Here is a 20,598-nt window from a genome sequence, read left to right on the forward strand (position 1 = left end):
CTATGGCAAAACAAGCTCATTATACGGTAGTCATCGTGGGAGCAGGCTCAGCCGGAATCTCTGTTGCTGCCCGTATCGTCCGTGCTTTCAAAAGGCTCAAGGGACAAGTCGCCATCATCGATCCCGCGTCGAAGCATTATTATCAGCCTTTGTGGACATTAGTCGGAGGGGGTGCCGCGAAAAAAGAGCAATCCGAGCGTGACCTCTCCTCTCTGATTCCCGCAGGCGTCGAATGGATTTGCGATGCGGTCACCATGTTTCAACCGGAACAGCACACGCTTAGTACGAAAGAGGGAACCATCCTCTCCTACGACTATCTTGTTGTTGCTGCTGGTCTGCAACTAGATTGGGAGGGGGTAAAGGGCCTGAGGGATGCCGTCGGGAAGAATGGCGTTTGCAGCAACTACGCATACCAAACGGTAGAAAGTACATGGGAAGCTATCCGGAGTTTTAAGGGCGGAACTGCCATTTTTACCCACCCGAATTCACCCGTAAAATGCGGCGGAGCCCCTCAGAAAATCATGTATCTGGCTGATGATTACTTTCGCAAGTTACATGTTCGCAACCAATCAGAGATCATTTTTGCATCGGCGAAGGGAAGTATTTTTGACGTTCCCACGTATGCTAATACTCTCAATAACGTCATTCGTCGCAAAAACATCGAAACCAGATACAAGCATAATCTAATGGAAGTGCGGGCAGATACGAAAGAAGCCGTATTCGAGAATCTTGACACTAAAGAGCAGGTAGTATGGAAGTATGACATGCTTCATGTGACGCCTCCCATGAAAGCGCCTGATTTCATTGCAAACAGCGCATTGGCAGACACAGGAGGCTGGGTCGATGTCGATCCATTTACGCTTGTGCACAAAAGATTCCCCACTATTTTCGGCATTGGCGATTGCGCGAATCTTCCCACGTCCAAAACTGGGGCTGCTATTCGCAAACAGGCACCTGTCGTCGAAAAAAACCTCCTCGCGCTGATCAATGGTACTTCATTGGCTGCCAAGTATGACGGTTATACATCCTGCCCGCTTGTAACGGGGTACAACAAACTGGTTCTGGCCGAATTTGATTACAATCTGATGCCGTGTGAAACCTTTCCTTTTGACCAATCTAAAGAGAGATTCAGTATGTACCTGATGAAAAGAGAACTGCTTCCCATCCTTTATTGGAATGGCATGCTTAAAGGATTGATGTAAGGCAGTCTTGAAAGAGAGGAGGAGAGCATCATTTTGAACGCCAGGAAGGAACAGAGAAGTTTTACAAACTCATGAAAGATCCTACCGTCCAAAAGACACTTCGCTTTACCGAATCGCTGCTAGAAGTAATCGCGGAAAAATCAAACAAATAATAGACGTGTAAGAGGAGGAGTGCACTATGTTGTTACGTTATTTTTATGATGAAAAACTGGCTCATGCATCTTATCTGGTCGGCTGCCAAAAAACCGGGGAGGCAATTGTGATCGATCCCGGCCGTAATCTGGCTCCTTACTTTGAAGTCGCAAAAGCAGAGGGAGTAACCATTGTAGCCGCCACCGAAACCCACATTCACGCTGATTTTGTATCTGGTGCCAGGGAACTGGGCGCAGCTTATCAGGCGAAGCTGTTTTTATCCAATGACGGCGATGAAGATTGGAAATATCAATACTTGGAAGGTTTGAACCATCAGCTTGTCCATGATGGGGATCGCTTTTTTATCGGGAACTTGCTATTTGAAGTTATGCATACGCCTGGCCATACACCCGAAAGCATCTCCTTCCTTTTGACAGACCTCGGAGGGAATGCAGATCGCCCCATCGGGATCTTCACGGGAGATTTCGTCTTTGTCGGCGATATCGGCAGACCAGACTTGCTCGAAAAAGCGGCGGGAATGAAGGGTACGTCCGAGTCAGGTGCAAGGGCCATGTTCCAGTCCCTCCAAAAATTCAAGCAACTGCCGGATTATATGCAGGTATGGCCAGCTCATGGCGCAGGAAGCGCTTGCGGCAAAGCACTGGGGGCCGTGCCGTCTTCTACCGTCGGCTATGAAAAGCTCTTTAACTGGGCGATGTCACACTCCAGTGAAGAGGAATTCGTCACGGCACTCCTGGATGGACAACCAGAGCCGCCATCGTATTTTGCAGTGATGAAACGCGTGAATAAGGAAGGTCCTGCCTTGCTCAACGAACTCCCTGTTGTTCAAGAGTTCAACTCGTTTGAACAGGTAAAGGAATCGCCGGAAAACGGACAGATTGTCGATACGCGTCCTTTCCAGAAATTTGCGAAGGGGCATCTGGCGAGAACACTTCACATTCCTTTTAACAAATCATTTGCCAACTGGGCAGGCTGGATTGTCGATTACGATCGCCCGGTTCACATCCTGGCCACCCCAGATGAGCTGGACGTGATTTTGAAAGCCTTGCATTCCGTAGGGATTGACCATGTCACAGGCTTTATCGACAGCGGCAAGCTGATGGAAAGTGAAATGTCTTCGCTCGAGACAATTGAAGAGGTAACACCGCTGGAGATTGCAGAACGGGTGAAAAAGGGAGAGGTTCACGTAGTAGATGTGCGTAATCTGGCTGAGTGGAAGGAAGGACACATTCCGAATGCACAGCACATCATGCTCGGTACTCTCGCCATGCGGCTGGATGAGATTCCTCACGATAAGCCGCTTCTCGTGCAGTGCCGTTCCGGTGCCCGATCCGCTATTGGCGCAAGTATTCTTCAGGCAAACGGATTCAAGGATGTAATGAATTTGAGCGGCGGAATCTTGAAATGGCAAAAAGACGGCTTGACAGTTGTAGAACGAGGATAAAACGAAGCGAGGTGTTGCAAAGGGTGAGCCTATGACTATCGACCTTGTGATCACACTGTTTGTTATCGGTTTCGCGGGATCATTTATCTCTGGTCTCGTCGGAATCGGTGGCTCTATCATCAAGTATCCGATGCTTCTGTACATTCCGCCCGCCCTTGGATTCGTTGCTTACACAGCTCACGAAGTATCCGGAATAAGTGCAATCCAAGTATTTTTTGCCACCCTAGCTGCTGTTTGGACTCTACGAAAAGATAAGCTTATTCATTACCAGCTCGTTCTGTACATGGGAAGTGCCATTATCGTAGGAAGCTTGCTTGGAGGGTATGGAGGAAAATATCTATCGGCAGAAGCCATTAATATTGTTTACGCCATCCTGGCCACCATTGCTGTAATCTTGATGTTCCTGCCAAAAAAGCGAATGGACGAATGTGAACAGAACGAGGTTATCTTTCATAAAACAACAGCCATATTATCCGCTTTGATTGTCGGAGGGGCTTCCGGAATTGTCGGGGCAGCTGGCGCTTTTATTTTGGTTCCCATCATGTTGATCATCCTCAAGATTCCGACAAGAGTTACGATTGCTTCATCTCTTGCCATTACCTTTCTTTCTTCCATCGGTTCGACTGTAGGGAAATGGATGGCGGGGGACATATTGCTGTGGCCATCCGTGATCATGGTAATCGCCAGTATCTTGGCAGCGCCGCTCGGTGCGAAGGTCAGCAAACGTTTGGACACACGGATTCTCCAAAGCATTCTTGCCTTGTTGATCCTAGCCACCACAATTAAGATCTGGGCTGATATCCTCATATTCATACGTGTGTGAAGATTTACTTTTTTCATAAATAAAATAAAGAAGAATCAATTGTTATTGAACAGGATTGACATATCCGAGTAAAATGATAAGATAAAAAAGAATTTTACGATGAAATTAAATTTCATAGAACATTCTTATCTAGAGTGGTGGAGGGACTGGCCCGATGAAACCCGGCAACCTTGGTCTGATTGACCTTACGGTGCCAATTCCTGCGGAGTTATTCTGCGAGATGAGAAGGTGGGAACCGTGCAATTGCCCCTCTTCTTTTCGGAGAGGGGTTTTCTATATTTATAATTCGTAGTATTCATATCATTTTACTTTGTATTATGTGAAGGAGGAAACAACGTGCTTCATTATGCGGTCAAGCGTGGCTTTCTCATGATCGTTACCCTGTGGATTATTGTCACGGTAACGTTTGTGACCATGCACCTGATTCCGGGTGACCCGTTCGCGTCTGACGCCAAAATGCTACCAGAAGAAGTGGTAAAAAACATGCGGGCGGAGTACAACCTGGATCAGCCAATCACGATACAGTACCTGCTCTATCTGAAAGGATTGCTGCAATTTGACTTGGGGCCCTCTATCCAGTCTAAGACGAGGGATGTGAACACGCTGATTGCAGAGGGATTTCCCGCTTCGGCTGTTCTGGGACTCCAGTCGTTTATTGTCGCGCTGGCAGGTGGAATCACACTGGGAATCGTAGCGGCACTCTATCACAATCGAACCTTGGATTTCTTGTCTATGTTTGCAGCCATCGTTGGGATCTCCATCCCCAGTTTTATTCTGGCGCCACTTATGATCAAGTACTTGGCGGTCAAATGGGAGCTTCTTCCCGTTGCTGCGTGGGGGAGCTGGGAGCATTCGATACTTCCAACGCTTGCGCTCGCTATCGGTCCGCTCGCCATTATCGCCCGTTTCGTACGAGCCAGCATGCTTGAGGTTTGGCAACAGGAATACATAAGCACGGCGGAGGCGAAAGGGCTTGGCACCTTTTCTATTGTCGTTAGACACGGGATGCGAAATGCCATCCTGCCGGTTCTTACCTTTATCGGTCCGCTGTTTGCCAACCTGATGACCGGAACCTTTGTGGTGGAAAAGATTTTCGCCATTCCTGGGCTCGGCAAATACTTCGTGGAAAGCATTTTTAACCGCGATTACCCCGTTATTTTGGGAACGACAGTGTTTTACAGCTTTGTGCTCATTTTTACTTTGTACATCATCGACTTACTGTATCGGGTGATTGACCCGCGCATCAGATTGACGAGTGGAGGGAAGTAGCGTTATGGCCAATCCGGCAACACAACTGGATTCCCTGTTTCGACCAGTAGACCGAAACAGGCTATCCGAAGAAATTCGGGAACGTCCCAGTCTTGGGTATTCGCAGGAGGTATTGCAGCGGGTATTCCGCAACAAGCTGGCAATGCTCGGGTTCTTCTTGCTCGCAACAGTGGTGATCCTCTCGATCATCGGACCGATGCTCGTCCCCCACAACCCGCATGAACAGTCATTGACGAAGGGTAATCTGCCGCTGTCGGGCGAGCACTGGTTTGGAACGGATGACTTGGGTCGGGACATGTGGGCACGTACCTGGGGAGGCGGTCAAATCTCTTTGTTTATTGGTGTAGCGGCAGCTGCCATCGACTTAGTGATTGGTGTATGCATCGGCGGGATTTCCGGTTACATGGCAGGGAGGAACAAGCTGGGCGACCGTGTGGACAACATCCTGATGCGGTTGGCTGAAATTCTGTACAGCATTCCTTATCTGCTGGTGGTAATCCTGCTGATGGTGGTTCTGGAGCCTGGTCTCACAACGATCATTATTGCCCTTTCGCTAACTGGCTGGGTCGGAATGGCCCGCCTGGTCAGAGGACAAATCATGCAGATCAAGCGTCAGGAGTTTGTACTGGCTGCAGAAAAGCTGGGTACCTCTCATGTCAAAATCATCATCAAACATCTGCTGCCGAATACGATCGGCGTCATCATCGTCAACCTGACCTTTACGATACCGCATGCGATTTTTGCCGAATCGTTTCTCAGCTTTCTTGGACTGGGTGTGCAAGCGCCAACCGCCAGCTGGGGAACCATGGCCAACGACGCGCTAGCGGTTATGCTGAGCGGACAGTGGTGGCGGCTGTTTTTTCCGGGATTCATGATTTCCCTTACCATGTTTGCGTGCAACGCGCTCGGGGATGGTTTGCAGGACGCACTGGACCCGCGGATCAGGAAATAAGGGGGAGTACAACGTGAAGCCTTTGTTAGAAGTAGATCAGTTGCGCGTCTCCTTTCGCACGTACGGTGGAGAGGTGCAGGCAGTAAGAGGGGTTTCCTTTTCTGTGAAGGAGGGAGAGACGCTGGCGATTGTCGGGGAAAGCGGCTGCGGAAAAAGTGTGACTGCACGGGCATTGATGGGGATGATTCCTCCGCGATCCGGTCAGGTAAAAGGCGGCAGCATTCGGTTTCGCGGGCGTGAACTGACGGGGCTAACCAAGTTGGAATGGCAGCAGGTTCGTGGCTCGCAGATCGGTATGATTTTCCAGGACCCGATGACCTCGCTGAACCCCACGATGAAAATCGGCCAGCAGATTGCGGAAGGGCTGATCAAACATCGAAATCAGACGAAGACGGAAGCAAAGGAAGAGACGTTGAAACTGCTGGAGAGGGTAGGCATTTCGGAGGCGGCGAGGCGATTTGAACAATATCCGCATGAGCTAAGTGGAGGTATGCGGCAGCGTGTCGGAATCGCCATGGCGCTTGCCTGCCAACCGCAGTTGGTTATCGCCGACGAGCCGACGACAGCACTCGACGTGACCATCCAGGCGCAGATTCTTCGCCTGATGAAGGAGTTGCAGGAGCAGTTGAACACCTCGATCATTTTGATCACCCACGATCTGGGAGTTGTCGCAGAGGTGGCCGATCATGTAGCAGTAATGTACGCAGGCGTAGTGGTGGAGAGCGGCCCGGTTGGAGAAATCTTTGACAACCCGCGCCACCCATACACACAAGGGCTGTTGCAGTCTGTACCACGTCTCGTTGCAGGTAAAAAAGAGCGGCTGATCCCCATCGAAGGGACACCGCCGGATCTGTTTCGTCCGCCTGCCGGTTGCCCGTTCGCTGCACGTTGCCGATTTGCCATGGAAATTTGCTTAGAGCATATGCCGCAATCGAATTCGTTTTTTAATCAGCATGAGGCGAGCTGCTGGCTGAACGACCCGCGTGCCCGAAAAGCAGAAGCGTGGATGGTAGCAGGGAGGGAGACACATGCTTGACAACATTGTAGGGGTGGAGAATCTCGCTAAATCGTTTGAGATTGGCGGCGACCAACGGGTTAGAGCTGTTGACCGAGTCTCTTTTGAAATCAGGCGAGGGGAGACGCTCGGAATTGTTGGGGAAAGTGGCTGCGGCAAGTCTACGCTTGGCAGGACGATAGTGGGCCTGTACCCAGCTACTGCGGGTCGAATCCTGTTTCAAGGCAAAGACATTGCCAGGATGGATAGACGCGAGCGACGGGAAGCAAACCGCCACATGCAGCTGATCTTCCAAGATCCCCAGGCCTCACTCAATCCGCGTTTACGAGTGGGGGACATCATCGCCGAAGGAATCGACTCCTATGGATTGGCAAAAGGCAAAGGGCGAGAAGAACGCATCTATCGACTGCTAGAGCTAGTAGGATTGCACCCAAGCCACGCAAAACGCTTTCCGCATGAATTCAGCGGCGGACAGCGTCAACGTATCGGAATCGCCCGTGCGCTTGCGGTGGAGCCCAGCTTTATCGTGGCAGACGAGTCCATCTCCGCACTAGATGTGTCCATCCAGGCGCAAATCGTCAATCTTTTAGCCGATCTTCAGGCAGAGCGGTCCATCACCAATCTGTTTATCGCCCATGACCTGTCGATGGTGAAGCACATCAGCGACCGGATTGGTGTGATGTACCTGGGGCGGATGGTGGAGCTGGCACCGAGCGAGGAGTTGTTTGCTACGCCGCTACATCCATACACGCAGGCATTGATCTCGGCCATGCCGGTCTCCCATCCAGCCCAGCGAGAAGAGCGGAAGCAGATTGTACTGACCGGAGAACCGCCAAGCCCGATTCATCCGCCAAGCGGTTGCCCGTTTCGCACCAGATGTCCGGTTGCCCAAGGCGTTTGTGCCGAAACAGCGCCGGATTGGAAGGAGGTGAGGCACGGACACTGGATCGCTTGCCATCTTGTACAGTAGATAGAGGAGAACAAGGAGGAAATCATAATGAAAAAGGGATTGCTCGCTTTTGCCGCATTGCTGGCGCTCGCTATACCTGCGCTTTCTGCGTGCGGCAGCGATAAACCGGCTGCGTCTTCCGATCAACAGACGGGAGCAGCCGTCAAACAAGTCATGACCGCTAATCTGCGGGGCGAACCGTACACATTAGACCCGGCATTCGCTTCCGATACCACCTCGTACTGGGTGATTGACCATCTATACGAAGGAGTGTACCGATACAGCCAGAATGGAGACATCAGCGAAGGCGCAGCAGAAAAGGTAGAAGTCTCCCCGGACGGAAAAACCTACACGTTTACGCTGCGCCCCGAGATGAAATGGTCGAACGGCGATCCGTTGACGGCGCATGACTACGAATACTCCTGGAAACGCGTGCTGAATCCGCAGACTGCCGCCTATGAACCATCCGCACTCTACTACATACAAGGCGCGGAGGCATATAACACGGGCAAAGGTAGCGTGGATGACGTTCAGATCAAGGCAAAGGATGACCGAACACTCATCGTCGGATTGAAAGACCCAATCACCTATTTCCCGAAAATCATGATAAGTCGCGCCTATCTGCCGGTGAACAAGAAAGTCGTGGATGCAGACAAAAACTGGGCGGCTGAAGCGAAAGGCATCGTGACCAATGGCCCGTACACCGTGGAGAGCTGGGACCACAACAGTCAACTGACAATCGCCAAAAGTCAGAGCTACTGGGAGAAAGAAAAGGTAACGATGGAAACCGTCCACTTCAAGATGGTGAACGAAGCGACCACCTACTACCAGATGTTCAAAACAGGAGCGCTCGACCTGATTGACTCCCTGCCGATTGACGTAATTGAGCAGGAAAAAGAAAAAGAAGAGTACAAATCATTCCCGGACTACAGCATTTATACGTACACGTTCAACGTAGAGGAAAAGCCATTCACTAATGCGAAAATTCGTCAGGCCTTTTCCTACGCGATCGATCGGGATATCCTGACGAAAAACGTGACCAAGGGAGGCCAGCTCCCGGCGTACGGTTATACGCCATTTGGGGTGAAAACTCCTTCGGGCAAGGACTTCCGAGAAGAAGTAGCGCCTTACTATCAGTTTGATCCGGCTAAGGCGAAGGAGCTCCTGGCTGAAGGCTTGAAGGAAGAAGGCTGGACAGAGCTTCCGTCAATTACATTGAAATACAGCACCGCGGAAAACCACAAGAAGATCGCCGAAGCGCTACAAGAAATGTTCAAGCAAAACTTGGGTGTGCAAGTGAAGCTGGAAAATCAAGAGTGGAAAACGTACATCGATACGTTCAAGCAGAAAAACTTCCAGGTTGCCCGCATGGGTTGGGGCGGCGATTACCTCGATCCGCTCGCGATGCTGGAGCTGTATACAGGGAAAAGCTCCCGCAACTTCACCAACTGGGCCAATCCGAAGTTTGACGAGCTGATTGAAAAAGCAAAGGTTGAGCAAAAAGAGGAAGCACGCATGAAGCTTCTGCACGACGCTGAAACCATTTTGATGCAGGACATGCCCGTCATCCCGGTTTATTTCAATAACGAAAACTACCTCAACAGCATAAAGGTCGAAGGCATCCGCTTCAGTGTAACCGGGACACCGGACCTGCGCTGGGCGAAAAGAGTGGCAGAGTAACGATTAATAAAATGCGGTTGTAATCTACGATAACAAGGAGCAGCTGGCCTAAAGCATCTGCTCTTTGTTTTATAGATGAAAGTATCCTAAAATATAGAAGAAAGGAGGATACATGACGATCTATCAATGTTAAATCGGTAGATGATTGTCAGACTATACTGAACTATTTGCGATTAAAAGCGTCTTTCCTTTCCTATGCTGGATCAAGCCATGAAGAAACTCACGAATGAAGGGGTATAATACAAATGACAATAACTATGGATTCAAAAGAGTTCATCAATCGCCGTCAAAAACTCGCGGAAAAAATGCCTGACCACAGCGCACTTGTCCTATTTTCAGGGGTTGTCAAGACACGCAGCAATGACGATAAATATCCATTTTCACCGAACCGCAACTTCTATTATCTAACCGGCATTGCGCGCAGTAACCTCATTCTTATGATCACGAAACGCGCTGGCATCGTGACCGAAACGTTATTTCTTCAGCGCCCAAATGAACTGGAAGCGAAATGGACAGGAGCCGTCTTATCAGATCAAGAGGCGAAAGAGCAGTCTGGTATCGAACACTTCGACTATCTCGATGAGTGGCTGGAGTCATTTGGAACCTTTACGAGGCGCTGCGAAGGCAAGTACTCGCTCTATCTCGACTTGTATCGCTATCTGTGGAGCGACGAGCAGACTCCTGCAGAGACTTTTGCCGAAGACGCGCAGAAGAAATACCGGACCCTGCAGATTCACGATGCGGGCCCATGGCTGAAAGAACTGCGTATGGTGAAAAGTCCGGCAGAGATCGAAGAAATCAGACGTGCGATTGCGATCACGGATGAAGCAATCCGGCGCATGTGGTCGTATGCACGTCCTGGCATCATGGAATATGAGCTAGAGGCGCACTATGATTTCACGTTGAAGTCGCATGGTGTTCGCGAGCTTCCTTATTTACCTATTATTGCTAGTGGAATCAATGCTACTGTCTTGCACTATGAAACGAATAATCAGCGTGCGGAAGATGGTGACTTGGTCCTCCTTGACCTCGGTGCAACATCGAACTACTATGCGGCGGATATTTCGCGAACGTTTCCTGTGAATGGTCGCTTTACAGAACGTCAGAAAGCGATCTATCAACTCGTGTTCGAAGCAGAAATCAAGACCATCGAAGCAGTCAAGCCTGGTATCACACTCACACAACTCAATGATGTCACGAAACAAGTCCTGACAGACGGCCTGCTCCGCCTCGGCCTCATCCAAGAAAGCAATGAGCTCTCCAAATACTACTATCATTCCGTGGCTCATCACCTAGGATTGGATACGCACGATGTCTCGGATTACAGTGCTGCTTTGCAACCTGGTATGGTGATCACGATTGAACCTGGTCTGTACATAGAGGAAGAAGCGATTGGCATTCGGATTGAAGATAATGTGTTAGTAACAGAAGACGGCTGCGAGGTGCTCTCATCGCAAATCCCGAAGGAAATCGAAGAAGTGGAATTGTTGATCGGCAAAAAGGAATAGCGAACGATTCGAGCGTATGGATTCATTCATTACGGTCACTTGCTTCGATTCAAAACTCTCGTAGTTTTCGATATAAGGGCTTCTCGCAATCCCAAGAATCTGTGCAGCCGCACGCATGCAACGGGCTGTGATGCTCGTTATACATGGCCAGGCAATTTCCGTGAACTACTTAATGTGGTAGAGTGAGCATAACAGCATCCCGATTTAACCATAACAATCTCTGTTATGGTTATTTGCGTGTGAACATCTCTTTACAAAAACTATTAAAATGATAAAGAAATATTTCGTGCACCTTCCATAATAACCTATTTGATTGTAAAATAAAGGAAAAATAAAAGGGTGATCCATTATGGGGGGACTGCTAGGGACATTGCACCAGTCGCTGCGGTCAGAAATCGAACAACATCGGCGAGCGCGCGGTTATACATTGTCCAAACTAGGGGATTTAACTGGTATTAATCCGGGAACATTGAGCGAGATTCTAAATGGGAATCCACCTCGTGCTATCACCATAAGTCAATTAGACGCGCTCGCTGCGGTGTTTGGTTACGAGCCAGGCTGGATGTATGAACGATATCCCGATGAATGTTTATATGAAGGAAAAATTTCGCGCCCCCGATTGATACCTTACTTGATTCGAAGCGCTGAGAATGGGCGAAAGGATTGCATTGAAGCTGTTGCCTCCCAATTATTGGAGAATCCCAAAAATATCTCCATCCTTTTTACTGTGGCAGAGCAATTATATGAGGATGGAAAACTGGGAAAGGCGGTGCCATTCTATGAGTATGTAATTGAGAACGAGAAAGATAGCTACTCTACCCAGTTTGTGATGAGTCACTACCGGTTATTTCAAGCAATTCTCGGGACAAATGCTGATGAAAATGAGAAGGCTGTTATTCGATTTTCTCCATATCGAAAGCGATTACCAGAAACGGATCAATTAGACGCTTTATTAAGTTTGGCTAAGGTTTGTTTCACTTTGCAAAAATGGAGTGAATCAGAAACTTATGCAGATGAGCTACGAGAGATTTCCAAGATTATCTATCAAGATGAGCTGCAAAAGCGCAGTAAAAATCGAGCGGCAGAGTTGATAAAAACAGAACGTCCGCTCGTCTACTACTACGGAATGGGTTATTTATATAAAGGCTTGGTCCTACAGATGCAAGGCGGTTATTCCAAATCCAAAGAATTTGTACAAGCTTATGCCGATTTACATTGGTTTGAACTCCTTGACGATGAAGGGATAAGAATCGTTGAACGGTTTACAGTCTTTGCGAAGGCGAATTTTTACACACTGGAAGTATTAATGGGGAATGAAGAAATCATTAAGGATTATACCGACTATCTGGCGGAGCAGCCTGTTGAAATACTTCCGGGCCTCGTTACGATTATGGAAGCTGCAAATAAATATCATTTTTGTGTGGATGAGGTTTTATTACGCCTCTCTGAAGATATTGCTAGATTCCATGAACGAACATTGCTGGTTAATATGGTTCAGCATCTCCAATATCGATATCAGAAAGCAAAATATGATTTTACAAAGGGACGCATTGAAAGTGGACTCAATGAAACCCTACACTGTTTAGTTCTAGCGGATTTGATGAATCGACATTATGATGCTCTGCAATGTGTACAGTTATTTGAAAAATATCGCCATCTTGCCTCGCCATCACAAATTCTCCAATATCATGCAATTGTAGTTGGAGCGAAGAAGGCCGAAGCTACATTTATAAATGAGTTGTAGGACGATGTATCAACAATCACTAAAAAGATGTTAAGTAGAGAGGATGAAAAAGAATGAAATATGTATTCCTAGCCCTTCTTCTAACGTTTGGGTTTAGCAGTGGCATCGTTTACGAACCTCAAAAGTCTGACATATCACACGTTATTAATTATCAGCATGGTGCAGATTTTTAGGATTAGTTGATAAGACACAGAAAAAAACATCCTTTCGATAGGATGTTTTTTTCTATTCCATTTTTTCTTAGTTGGTAAATTCTTGCATATTCATTTATAGTCTTATTAATGTCATAATTTGTAAATCATAGGAGGTGCTTAACATAAAAGCTTTCGCAAGTTCATTAGAAAGGGACGTCCCTGTGCACCTAGGAACATCCCCGAAAAGAGAATTAGAAGGTGCCCCGAAAAGCAAGTGCACGATCTGGGGCGCGGGAATAGAAGCAAGTCGCCACCACTTGGATCTAGAAACAAGCATCGAACAACTACGACAACAAATGATTGAATTGGCAGGAAAACATGGTCTTACAAGTGACGTAGTTTTGGGTGTAAGCCAGCAATTGGACAAATATATTGTGATGGCACAAAACACCCATAAAGAAGATAGTATCTGGTGAAGGATTCACTATTGGCCTACTAAAAAATGATCGCAAAAGAGGAACCCTTAGCAAAATGGGTTCTTTTTTACTTTCATTTTTACCGCTGGGTGGATGCTGGCCGCTACAAAGGACCACCGAAGGATGAAAAATCCAGTGCGGTGGTTCTTTTTTTCTCTCGTCTCCCATGCCATCATTATAGACGGGGGCGATGAAGGATGTTCCAGGATTTCAAGCTTGTTGGTGACCGTCCAGTCGCGATACAAGTGAAAGAATACGTCAAACGTTTAATAATCAAAGGCGCGCTTCAGGGGGATCAAAAGCTGCCCTCCACACGAGAAATGAGCAGTCTGCTAAAGGTGAGTCGCAATTCGGTGATTGCAGCCTATGAAGGCCTAGAGGATGACGGATTTGCGTATGCGATTCCCGGCAAAGGCAGCTATGTTACCGCTATGGAGGGCCATTTGGCTGCGGATAAAGGAGGAACTGACGGCACCGACTCCTGGCAGATCGACTGGAAGGCACGAATGAACGACTATGCTGTATCCGCTGCAGAGCTGGATATGATGAAGCAGGGTATTCGCGCCAAAAAAGGAACCATTTCGTTCACAAGCATCGCGCCGGATGAGCAGTTGTTTGATCTGGGGGATGTAAGGCGAGCCTTTATGGATCGGATGGCAATCGAAGGCCAAGTGCTACTCAACTACGGTTATGCCAAGGGCTACAAGCCACTAATCGATTACTTGATGCGTTATATGGAGAATAAGGGCGTCGATTTAAGTGGCAAGGATATGCTGATTACAAGCGGATTTACAGAAGGTTTTGACATAGTACTGTCGGCACTGCGCCCTTCTACCCGCCGCGGGGCAGCCATTTGTGAAAATCCGACCCATCATACAGCGATCAAAAATTTGAAGCTGCAAGGATTTGAGATTACCGGCATTCCGATGGAGAGTGATGGTATTGATGTGGAGGAGCTTGAGGCGGTATTGCAGAAGCAGACAAACAGCTTCGATCTGGCCTATTTGACTCCTTCCTATCACAATCCGACAGGCATTGTCATGTCGCCAGCGAAGCGCAGTGCCGTAATGAAATTACTGATGCGCTATCAGATTCCGGTGATCGAGGATGGATTCAATGAAGAGCTGCGCTACTCGGGAGCGCATGTTGCGCCATTAATCGCGACAGCAGGGCAAGGGAACGGAGTCATCTATATTGGTAGCTTCTCCAAGGTACTGTTCCCCGGATTGCGAGTGGGTTGGGTGCTCGGAGACAAGGCACTAATCGATAATCTGGAAAGCATTAAGCGTGCACGCACCATTCATACATCAACCATCGATCAATCGATACTCTATCAATATTTTCTGAATGGAAATTTCGATAAATATGTAAAAAAGGCCCGTATGGAATACAAGCGCAAATATGAGCTGACGAAGGCATGCTGTGAAGCACATCTCCCCGAGGCGAAACTGTCTGGCGATGGGGGCTTGCATTTGTTTCTTACCTTTCCGTCAGTCGTAAATACACGCCAGTTGCTAGAAGTTTGCACAGAACACGGTGTCATTTTTACACCGGGGGACAAATTTTTTATTCAAGAAGGAACTGGGACGAATACCTTGCGACTTGGTTTTTCACGAGTAACAGATGAAAATATCGAGCGGGGTATTCAGATAATCGGCAAACAGGCGCTTCTCTTTCTTAAGGCATAACAATTACAAACCGCACAACCATTCGAAGAAAAAATGAGGTGTCAGTATGAAGATAGGCGTTATTATGGGTGGTATTTCTTCTGAGCGTGAGGTTTCTCTGAAGACTGGTCAAGAGATGATCAATCATTTGGATCGCACTCGCTATGAGGCAGTTCCCATTGTCGTTACGCAGCGAGCGGATTTAATCACACAGATTCAGCAGGAAGGCATCGATTTCGCGCTATTGGCGCTGCATGGCCAATATGGTGAGGATGGTACGGTACAGGGAGCGCTGGAGACACTGGGTATTCCATATACAGGAAGCGGTGTCCTGGCAAGTAGCTTATGTATGAATAAGCAACTGTCCAAAATGCTGCTGAAAGAGGCAGGCATTCAAACGCCTGCAGGACTTTACTGGAAGGATGTTTATGATCCTCAGGCGGTAGAGCAATTGAGTTACCCGGTGATTGTGAAGCCGAACATGGGAGGATCCAGTATTGGTGTCCAGCTCGTGCATAACGAGAAGGAGCTACTGTCAGCAGTTCAGGAAGCCAGCCATTTGGATCAGGGAATCTTAATTGAGACCTATTTGAAAGGGACGGAGATTACCTGCGCGATTCTGGATGGCGAGGTACTACCGATTATCGGCATTCGCTCCGCGCATTCAGAGTGGTTCGACTACCGAGCGAAATATGAAGACGGCGGTGCGGAGGAGAAGGTAATCGAGCTTCCTCCTGTTACTCAGCAGCGTGTGCGCGAGGCGGCGCTCGCGAGCTACCGACTACTGCAGTGCAAGGTCTATGCAAGGGTCGATATGATTTTGTGTGAGGATATGCCTTACGTGCTAGAAGTGAACACCTTACCGGGGATGACTGCCAACAGCCTGTTTCCAAAGAGTGCAGCTGCAGCAGGTATGACTTTTACACAAGTGCTGGACCGTATTATTGCGAGCTCGCTCCATGAGAGGAACCAGGAATGGGGGAACACTGCTAACGGATAGCAAATATGCTAGTGGTCTAACGGAAGAGAAACCCTACATGTAGTGGGGTTTCTCTTTGTTTTCATTGACTGGAGTAGTGAATGACTACGGAACACTTTACGATACGATCTCCGTTGTTTCGATAAATGTGAGGCCTGTCTGCTTTAAAAATAAGAGTATCCTCAGGCTCAACTATATAAACTTGTTCATTGACAACAACCTCTAGCGTGCCTTCATTTACGAGAATGAATTCCTCAACCCCTGTTGAATGCGGTTCTGCTATATGCTCGCATCCTGGTTCAAGGGTTACCGAGAAGATCTCAAACTGTTGTTCTGGATTGTACGGTACCAGCGGATATACACGATACTGTCCGTTATTTTCAATAATCGGATTTACTTCCTTCTTTTTTACGATCGTAACATTCGGCTTGAATTGACTAACGAGTGAAGAAAAGGATAAGCGCAACCCGCTAGCTATTTTCCAAAGGGTTGTGATAGTTGGAGCCGACTTGCCTCTTTCAATTTGTCCTAACATTGTTTTGCTAACTCCTGTTATTTCAGAAGTTTTATCCAAGCTCAAGTTTCTTTCTTTCCGAATACGCTTTATGTTTTCTCCAATATTTGTGTGAAATTCTTCCATAAAATGCCCTCCATCGAGTACGGACGCTATATTGCACGTATGTACGTTATACTTTACAATCGAGCTATATATAGATTGAAGCAGACACTATATAGTCCAAAATATACGAAAAGAGGCGCTATGTCTATGGAGAACACGATTTTATCAGGCGTTCATCAAGCGATTGGTAACACTCCCATGGTTCGTCTTTCTAGGCTAACAGAAAATCTCGATGGAAATATTTTCGCCAAACTGGAATATTTAAATCCAGGCTTTAGCAAAAAGGATAGAATCGCCTTGCAGATCATTGAAGAGGCTGAGAAGGCTGGAATACTAAAACCAAATGATACTGTGGTGGAATTAACGAGTGGCAATACAGGGACAGGGCTTGCGATTGTTTGCGGAGTCAAAGGGTATAAATTCGTTGCTGTCATGTCAAAAGGAAATTCAATGGAAAGAGCGAGGATGATGCAAGCACTGGGAGCAGAAGTTGTTTTAGTAGACCAAGCGCCTGGTTCTCCTATCGGGCAAGTATCTGGTGAAGACCTTGCTAAAGTGGAAGAAGTTGCGCAGCAAATAACAAAAGAAAGAAATGCGTTCCGTGCAGACCAATTTCATCATATTGGCAATATTCATGCTCATGAATTTCACACGGGGGAAGAAATTTGGAAACAAACGAATGGAAAAGTAGACGTTTTCCTTGATTTTGCTGGTTCTGGTGGCACTTTTACAGGTTGTGCAAAAACGTTAAAAAAGTATAATCCCAACATTCGGTGTTATTTAGTTGAACCTTACACCGCACCGTTCTACTCTGGAAAAGCTGCTACTAACCTCAATCACAAGATCCAAGGTGGGGGATATTCTATGGATTTACCTTTTCTGGATAGGAACTTCGTTACAGACTACATCCATGTTACAAATGAAGAAGCGACACAAGTTGCTAGAGAGCTAGCAAGAAAAGAAGGAATATTCGCAGGATTTTCTTCAGGAGCAAATGTTGCGGCTGCCTTACAGCTTTTGAAAGGAAAAGAAAAAGGCGCAAATATTGTGTTGACGATTAATGATTCAGGTCTCAAATATCTAAGCACAGATCTCTATGAATAACTTCAACTATCCAATCATGTAAACCTTCGAGTTTACGAAGCCAGGTGTCAACAACCACCTGGCTTTTTCATGTTGCCACTTGAACCTCAAGTTACTTGAGGTTATATAATTGGTTAGGAGGTGTTGTAACATGCACGGAAAGGCGAGGAACAGATTAGACACCACACAAAATCAACAGACTGATCTAACAACAAAGGACGTGAAGTTCTTCATAGGACAAGTAGCGAAAATGACAGGATCTTCTGTACCCACTGTTCGTTATTATGACGAGATCGGCCTGCTTTCACCTGCTGAGATAACTCCTGGGGGTCATCGTATGTATACGGCAGAGGAAATATGGCGGTTAAAACTGATCCTAACCCTTCGCTATTTAAACTTTGGTATTGATGAGATCAAGAGAATGTTAGCTGGGGATATACCTGTTGATATGGCGATAGAATGGCAAATTGAAGCTTTGGACATCCAAATGCGTACTCTTGCCAGCATGAAATCCATTTTGGAACAAACAAAGCAGAGTAAGGGTGACAGTGATTCTTTGAGCTATATGCACGAGCTAATTGAATCAATTTCTACAAATGCATTGGAACGAGAAAAGTTTATTTTGGAAAAAATGTTTTCGTCCGTTTTTCCTGAACAATTTCCGTTTGAATGGCGAGAAATTTTTTTACTAGGGGTTAACGTATCTTCGTTGCTGGAAGGCAAGCTTTCGGCAGCACAAACGGCTGCATTAGATGAGTTGGAGGAAATGTTTAATGATCCACAGATTGTCCAAGAGATGAAGCAGGATGTTATGACCTTCCTAGAAGTAGTTCAACTGCCTAAGATCAGTGTGGAGATGTGGAGCGCCAGATTGCTTAAAAACCATCAACAGTTGTTGAAGGCAGCGGAGCAACATGCAACTCCAGACAGTCCTGTAGTACAGGCGAATATTCAAGAGTATGTCTCGATGTTTGCCGATGTTGACGAACTCCCTGTCTCGCAGTCATTTTTCCGTCGGTTTGCAGAAAAGTTGCTTTCAAGCCAATCAGAAAATATCGAACGTTTCAGAAGAATTTGCTCAATCCTGTATCCTAGTCTGCAACCGTATATGAAAACAAATGAATTATTCTACCAAGGATTACAGTGGAAGCTTCAACAACTGGATGAAGAGTAATGTACTCTTTGTTACTGCTTGCGAAGGAGGTGAAATCATCTGTCATCATCGGAAGTTCTTTCAAAAAGAAAAGGGTAGGAGGTGGCATGCTGACACATGAAGAAAAACAAGCGAAAAACGTACAGTGTCTTTTGGGGGGGATTCGTCACTCTATGTATGTTCTTGGTCGTTGGTTGCAGCACGCAAACAACTGTGCCAGCTGAGCAACAGGAGAGTACTGAACCCAAAACGGGCGGAACCATAACAGTAGCGTACCCTTATGAACCGGATACGTTAGATGCTCACATGTCTGCTGGATCTGCTGGGGTCTATACCTGGTTGCTCGGTGGATCACTGCTATATAAGGATACTGCCTCAAACGAATACAAGCCCTCTCTGGCAAGTGACTATAAAATTTCTGAGGATGGCAAAACGTGGACCTTCACTATTCGTTCCGGGATTACCTTTCACGATGGAACACCTCTGACTGCAAAAAGTTTTAAGGAAACCTTCGATCGTGTTCTCAATCCGCAGACAAAAGCAAAAACAGCCGCTGAAGTAATGGCTCCAATAAAAAGTGTGAAAGCGCCAGACGATCACACCCTCGTTCTGGAACTTCATGAACCCAATACTGCCTTCCTTGATTCGCTTGGGAATTATGTAACACAGCCGCTATCGTTAAAAGCGATTGAAAAGGCTGGAGAGGACTATGGCCAGAGTCCTGTCGGAGTAGGCCCGTGGAAGTTTGAGAGCTGGAAAACGGGCGAAGGTGTCACCTATGTTAGAAATGAAGCTTTTCAGTGGGCAGAGCCATATTATGAAAATCAAGGTCCTCCAAGAGCAGACAAACTTGTCATAAAAGCGATTGCTGAGAGCCAACTCAGGTTGTTAGCGCTAGAGAGTGGTGCTATCGATGTAGCGACGGAAATCCCTGTGAAAGACGCGAATTATTATCGGAATAATTCGAAATATGAAGTGATTGAGCGCTTACGCCCAGGTCTGGGCTTATTGATGGAGATGAATCTGAAGAGACCACCGTTTGAAGATATTCAGGTGCGAAAAGCATTTCAAATGCTCGTCAATAAAGAAGCCATTATTCAAGCTGTTACGCAGGGAGAAGGCGAAGTAGCCCATACACTGTTATCTCCATCGACGCTAGGGTATGACAAATCCTTAGAGAAGTACGGGTACGCGTATAGTGTGGACGAAGCTAAGAAATTGTTGGACGATGCTGGTTGGAGAGTAAACGGAAATGGTGTGAGAGAAAAGGACGGAAAAACACTGAGTCTGAAGTTACTCAGTACCGCAGATTTTGACACAGAAGCCCAATTGCTCCAAGCCATGCTGGGAGAGGCTGGTATCAACATAATGATTCAGAATCTTGAAATAGCAGGGTACATGCAGGAAGTCGTCAAAGGAAATTTTGATATAACGTTGATATCGGGCGCCTATGATGACCCTGATATTTTATACTTTTATTTTCATTCCAGCGGTGTCTACAACCTGTCTGGTGTAAAAGATGACAAGCTGGATGCCCTCCTTTTAAAAGGGCGTACAACCATACAGACTGATGCCAGAAAGCAAGTGTATATGGATGTACAAAAGCAACTGATTGAGCAAGCGTATGTTGTCCCTCTCTATTACGAGAAGGCCTTTACTGTCATAAACGCTCGAGTAAAAGGAGTAAAGTGGACATCTGTCATGCCGACATATAATGACAGTTGGATCGAGAACTAACTACATGCCAA

Annotated in this window: 17 protein-coding genes and 1 riboswitch; of the genes, 16 read left to right on the forward strand and 1 reads right to left on the reverse strand. The window is 47.1% G+C overall.

Annotation, left to right across the window (positions count from 1 at the left end):
- Nucleotides 1-2 precede the first annotated feature (2 nt).
- From PMI05_RS12495 to PMI05_RS12555, 13 genes are all read left to right on the forward strand, one after another.
- Nucleotides 3-1,202 carry an FAD/NAD(P)-binding oxidoreductase gene (locus tag PMI05_RS12495; protein WP_007721811.1) on the forward strand — a complete coding sequence of 400 codons (1,200 nt, stop codon included), beginning with the start codon at nt 3-5 and terminating at the stop codon, nt 1,200-1,202.
- Between the two features lie 178 nt (nt 1,203-1,380).
- A complete protein-coding gene (locus tag PMI05_RS12500; RefSeq protein WP_007721813.1) occupies nt 1,381-2,799 on the forward strand; it encodes a rhodanese-like domain-containing protein in 1,419 nt (472 codons plus the stop codon).
- Nucleotides 2,800-2,830: 31 nt separating this feature from the next.
- The gene (locus PMI05_RS12505; protein WP_007721814.1) at nt 2,831-3,622 is read left to right on the forward strand and encodes a sulfite exporter TauE/SafE family protein; all 792 of its coding nucleotides are present in this window, start codon (nt 2,831-2,833) and stop codon (nt 3,620-3,622) included.
- Nucleotides 3,623-3,744: 122 nt separating this feature from the next.
- Nucleotides 3,745-3,849, forward strand: a riboswitch (SAM riboswitch).
- A 109-nt stretch (nt 3,850-3,958) separates the two neighbouring features.
- Complete coding sequence (locus tag PMI05_RS12510; protein ID WP_007721817.1) at nt 3,959-4,891, forward strand: ABC transporter permease; 933 nt, start codon at nt 3,959-3,961, stop codon at nt 4,889-4,891.
- 4 nt (nt 4,892-4,895) lie between these two features.
- Nucleotides 4,896-5,843, forward strand: a complete 948-nt coding sequence (locus tag PMI05_RS12515; protein WP_007721819.1) for an ABC transporter permease — start codon at nt 4,896-4,898, stop codon at nt 5,841-5,843.
- 13 nt (nt 5,844-5,856) lie between these two features.
- Nucleotides 5,857-6,879: an ABC transporter ATP-binding protein gene (locus tag PMI05_RS12520; protein WP_007721820.1), complete on the forward strand. Its 1,023-nt coding sequence runs from the start codon at nt 5,857-5,859 to the stop codon at nt 6,877-6,879.
- Nucleotides 6,872-7,828, forward strand: a complete 957-nt coding sequence (locus tag PMI05_RS12525; RefSeq protein WP_007721822.1) for an ABC transporter ATP-binding protein — start codon at nt 6,872-6,874, stop codon at nt 7,826-7,828. The genes PMI05_RS12520 and PMI05_RS12525 overlap by 8 nt, the downstream gene beginning before the upstream one ends.
- Before the next feature lie 27 nt (nt 7,829-7,855).
- Nucleotides 7,856-9,487, forward strand: a complete 1,632-nt coding sequence (locus tag PMI05_RS12530; RefSeq protein WP_007721824.1) for a peptide ABC transporter substrate-binding protein — start codon at nt 7,856-7,858, stop codon at nt 9,485-9,487.
- Between the two features lie 257 nt (nt 9,488-9,744).
- Entirely contained in the window at nt 9,745-10,995 is a 1,251-nt protein-coding gene (locus PMI05_RS12535; protein WP_369751205.1) for an aminopeptidase P N-terminal domain-containing protein, read from the forward strand.
- Nucleotides 10,996-11,344: 349 nt separating this feature from the next.
- Complete coding sequence (locus PMI05_RS12540) at nt 11,345-12,739, forward strand: helix-turn-helix domain-containing protein (protein WP_007721828.1); 1,395 nt, start codon at nt 11,345-11,347, stop codon at nt 12,737-12,739.
- Nucleotides 12,740-13,094: 355 nt separating this feature from the next.
- On the forward strand, nt 13,095-13,349 hold the full coding sequence (locus PMI05_RS12545; protein WP_007721830.1) for an aspartyl-phosphate phosphatase Spo0E family protein: 255 nt from the start codon (nt 13,095-13,097) through the stop codon (nt 13,347-13,349).
- Between the two features lie 197 nt (nt 13,350-13,546).
- Complete coding sequence (locus tag PMI05_RS12550) at nt 13,547-15,037, forward strand: PLP-dependent aminotransferase family protein (protein ID WP_007721831.1); 1,491 nt, start codon at nt 13,547-13,549, stop codon at nt 15,035-15,037.
- Between the two features lie 46 nt (nt 15,038-15,083).
- Nucleotides 15,084-16,016, forward strand: coding sequence for a D-alanine--D-alanine ligase (locus PMI05_RS12555; protein ID WP_007721832.1), 933 nt, complete (start codon nt 15,084-15,086; stop codon nt 16,014-16,016).
- Between the two features lie 61 nt (nt 16,017-16,077).
- Here PMI05_RS12555 and PMI05_RS12560 read toward each other — a convergent pair whose 3' ends face one another.
- Nucleotides 16,078-16,635 carry a helix-turn-helix domain-containing protein gene (locus tag PMI05_RS12560; RefSeq protein ID WP_007721833.1) on the reverse strand — a complete coding sequence of 186 codons (558 nt, stop codon included), beginning with the start codon at nt 16,633-16,635 and terminating at the stop codon, nt 16,078-16,080.
- Nucleotides 16,636-16,761: 126 nt separating this feature from the next.
- On the opposite strand from PMI05_RS12560, the gene PMI05_RS12565 reads away from it, so the two are divergent.
- From PMI05_RS12565 to PMI05_RS12575, 3 genes are all read left to right on the forward strand, one after another.
- Nucleotides 16,762-17,718, forward strand: a complete 957-nt coding sequence (locus PMI05_RS12565) for a PLP-dependent cysteine synthase family protein (RefSeq protein ID WP_007721835.1) — start codon at nt 16,762-16,764, stop codon at nt 17,716-17,718.
- Nucleotides 17,719-17,848: 130 nt separating this feature from the next.
- Entirely contained in the window at nt 17,849-18,871 is a 1,023-nt protein-coding gene (locus tag PMI05_RS12570) for a MerR family transcriptional regulator (RefSeq protein ID WP_007721837.1), read from the forward strand.
- Between the two features lie 96 nt (nt 18,872-18,967).
- On the forward strand, nt 18,968-20,587 hold the full coding sequence (locus PMI05_RS12575) for an ABC transporter substrate-binding protein (protein WP_007721838.1): 1,620 nt from the start codon (nt 18,968-18,970) through the stop codon (nt 20,585-20,587).
- Nucleotides 20,588-20,598: the final 11 nt, after the last annotated feature.

This window comes from Brevibacillus sp. BC25, from assembly GCF_000282075.1.
GTDB lineage: Bacteria > Bacillota > Bacilli > Brevibacillales > Brevibacillaceae > Brevibacillus.

Coding starts and splice junctions, on each gene's coding strand:
- PMI05_RS12560 (WP_007721833.1), bottom strand. CDS start 16,635: ATGGAAGAATTTCACACAAATATTGGAGAAAACATAAAGCGTATTCGG.
- PMI05_RS12575 (WP_007721838.1), top strand. CDS start 18,968: ATGAAGAAAAACAAGCGAAAAACGTACAGTGTCTTTTGGGGGGGATTC.
- PMI05_RS12535 (WP_369751205.1), top strand. CDS start 9,745: ATGGATTCAAAAGAGTTCATCAATCGCCGTCAAAAACTCGCGGAAAAA.
- PMI05_RS12495 (WP_007721811.1), top strand. CDS start 3: ATGGCAAAACAAGCTCATTATACGGTAGTCATCGTGGGAGCAGGCTCA.
- PMI05_RS12530 (WP_007721824.1), top strand. CDS start 7,856: ATGAAAAAGGGATTGCTCGCTTTTGCCGCATTGCTGGCGCTCGCTATA.
- PMI05_RS12525 (WP_007721822.1), top strand. CDS start 6,872: ATGCTTGACAACATTGTAGGGGTGGAGAATCTCGCTAAATCGTTTGAG.
- PMI05_RS12555 (WP_007721832.1), top strand. CDS start 15,084: ATGAAGATAGGCGTTATTATGGGTGGTATTTCTTCTGAGCGTGAGGTT.
- PMI05_RS12565 (WP_007721835.1), top strand. CDS start 16,762: ATGGAGAACACGATTTTATCAGGCGTTCATCAAGCGATTGGTAACACT.
- PMI05_RS12570 (WP_007721837.1), top strand. CDS start 17,849: ATGCACGGAAAGGCGAGGAACAGATTAGACACCACACAAAATCAACAG.
- PMI05_RS12500 (WP_007721813.1), top strand. CDS start 1,381: ATGTTGTTACGTTATTTTTATGATGAAAAACTGGCTCATGCATCTTAT.
- PMI05_RS12505 (WP_007721814.1), top strand. CDS start 2,831: ATGACTATCGACCTTGTGATCACACTGTTTGTTATCGGTTTCGCGGGA.
- PMI05_RS12515 (WP_007721819.1), top strand. CDS start 4,896: ATGGCCAATCCGGCAACACAACTGGATTCCCTGTTTCGACCAGTAGAC.
- PMI05_RS12550 (WP_007721831.1), top strand. CDS start 13,547: ATGTTCCAGGATTTCAAGCTTGTTGGTGACCGTCCAGTCGCGATACAA.
- PMI05_RS12540 (WP_007721828.1), top strand. CDS start 11,345: ATGGGGGGACTGCTAGGGACATTGCACCAGTCGCTGCGGTCAGAAATC.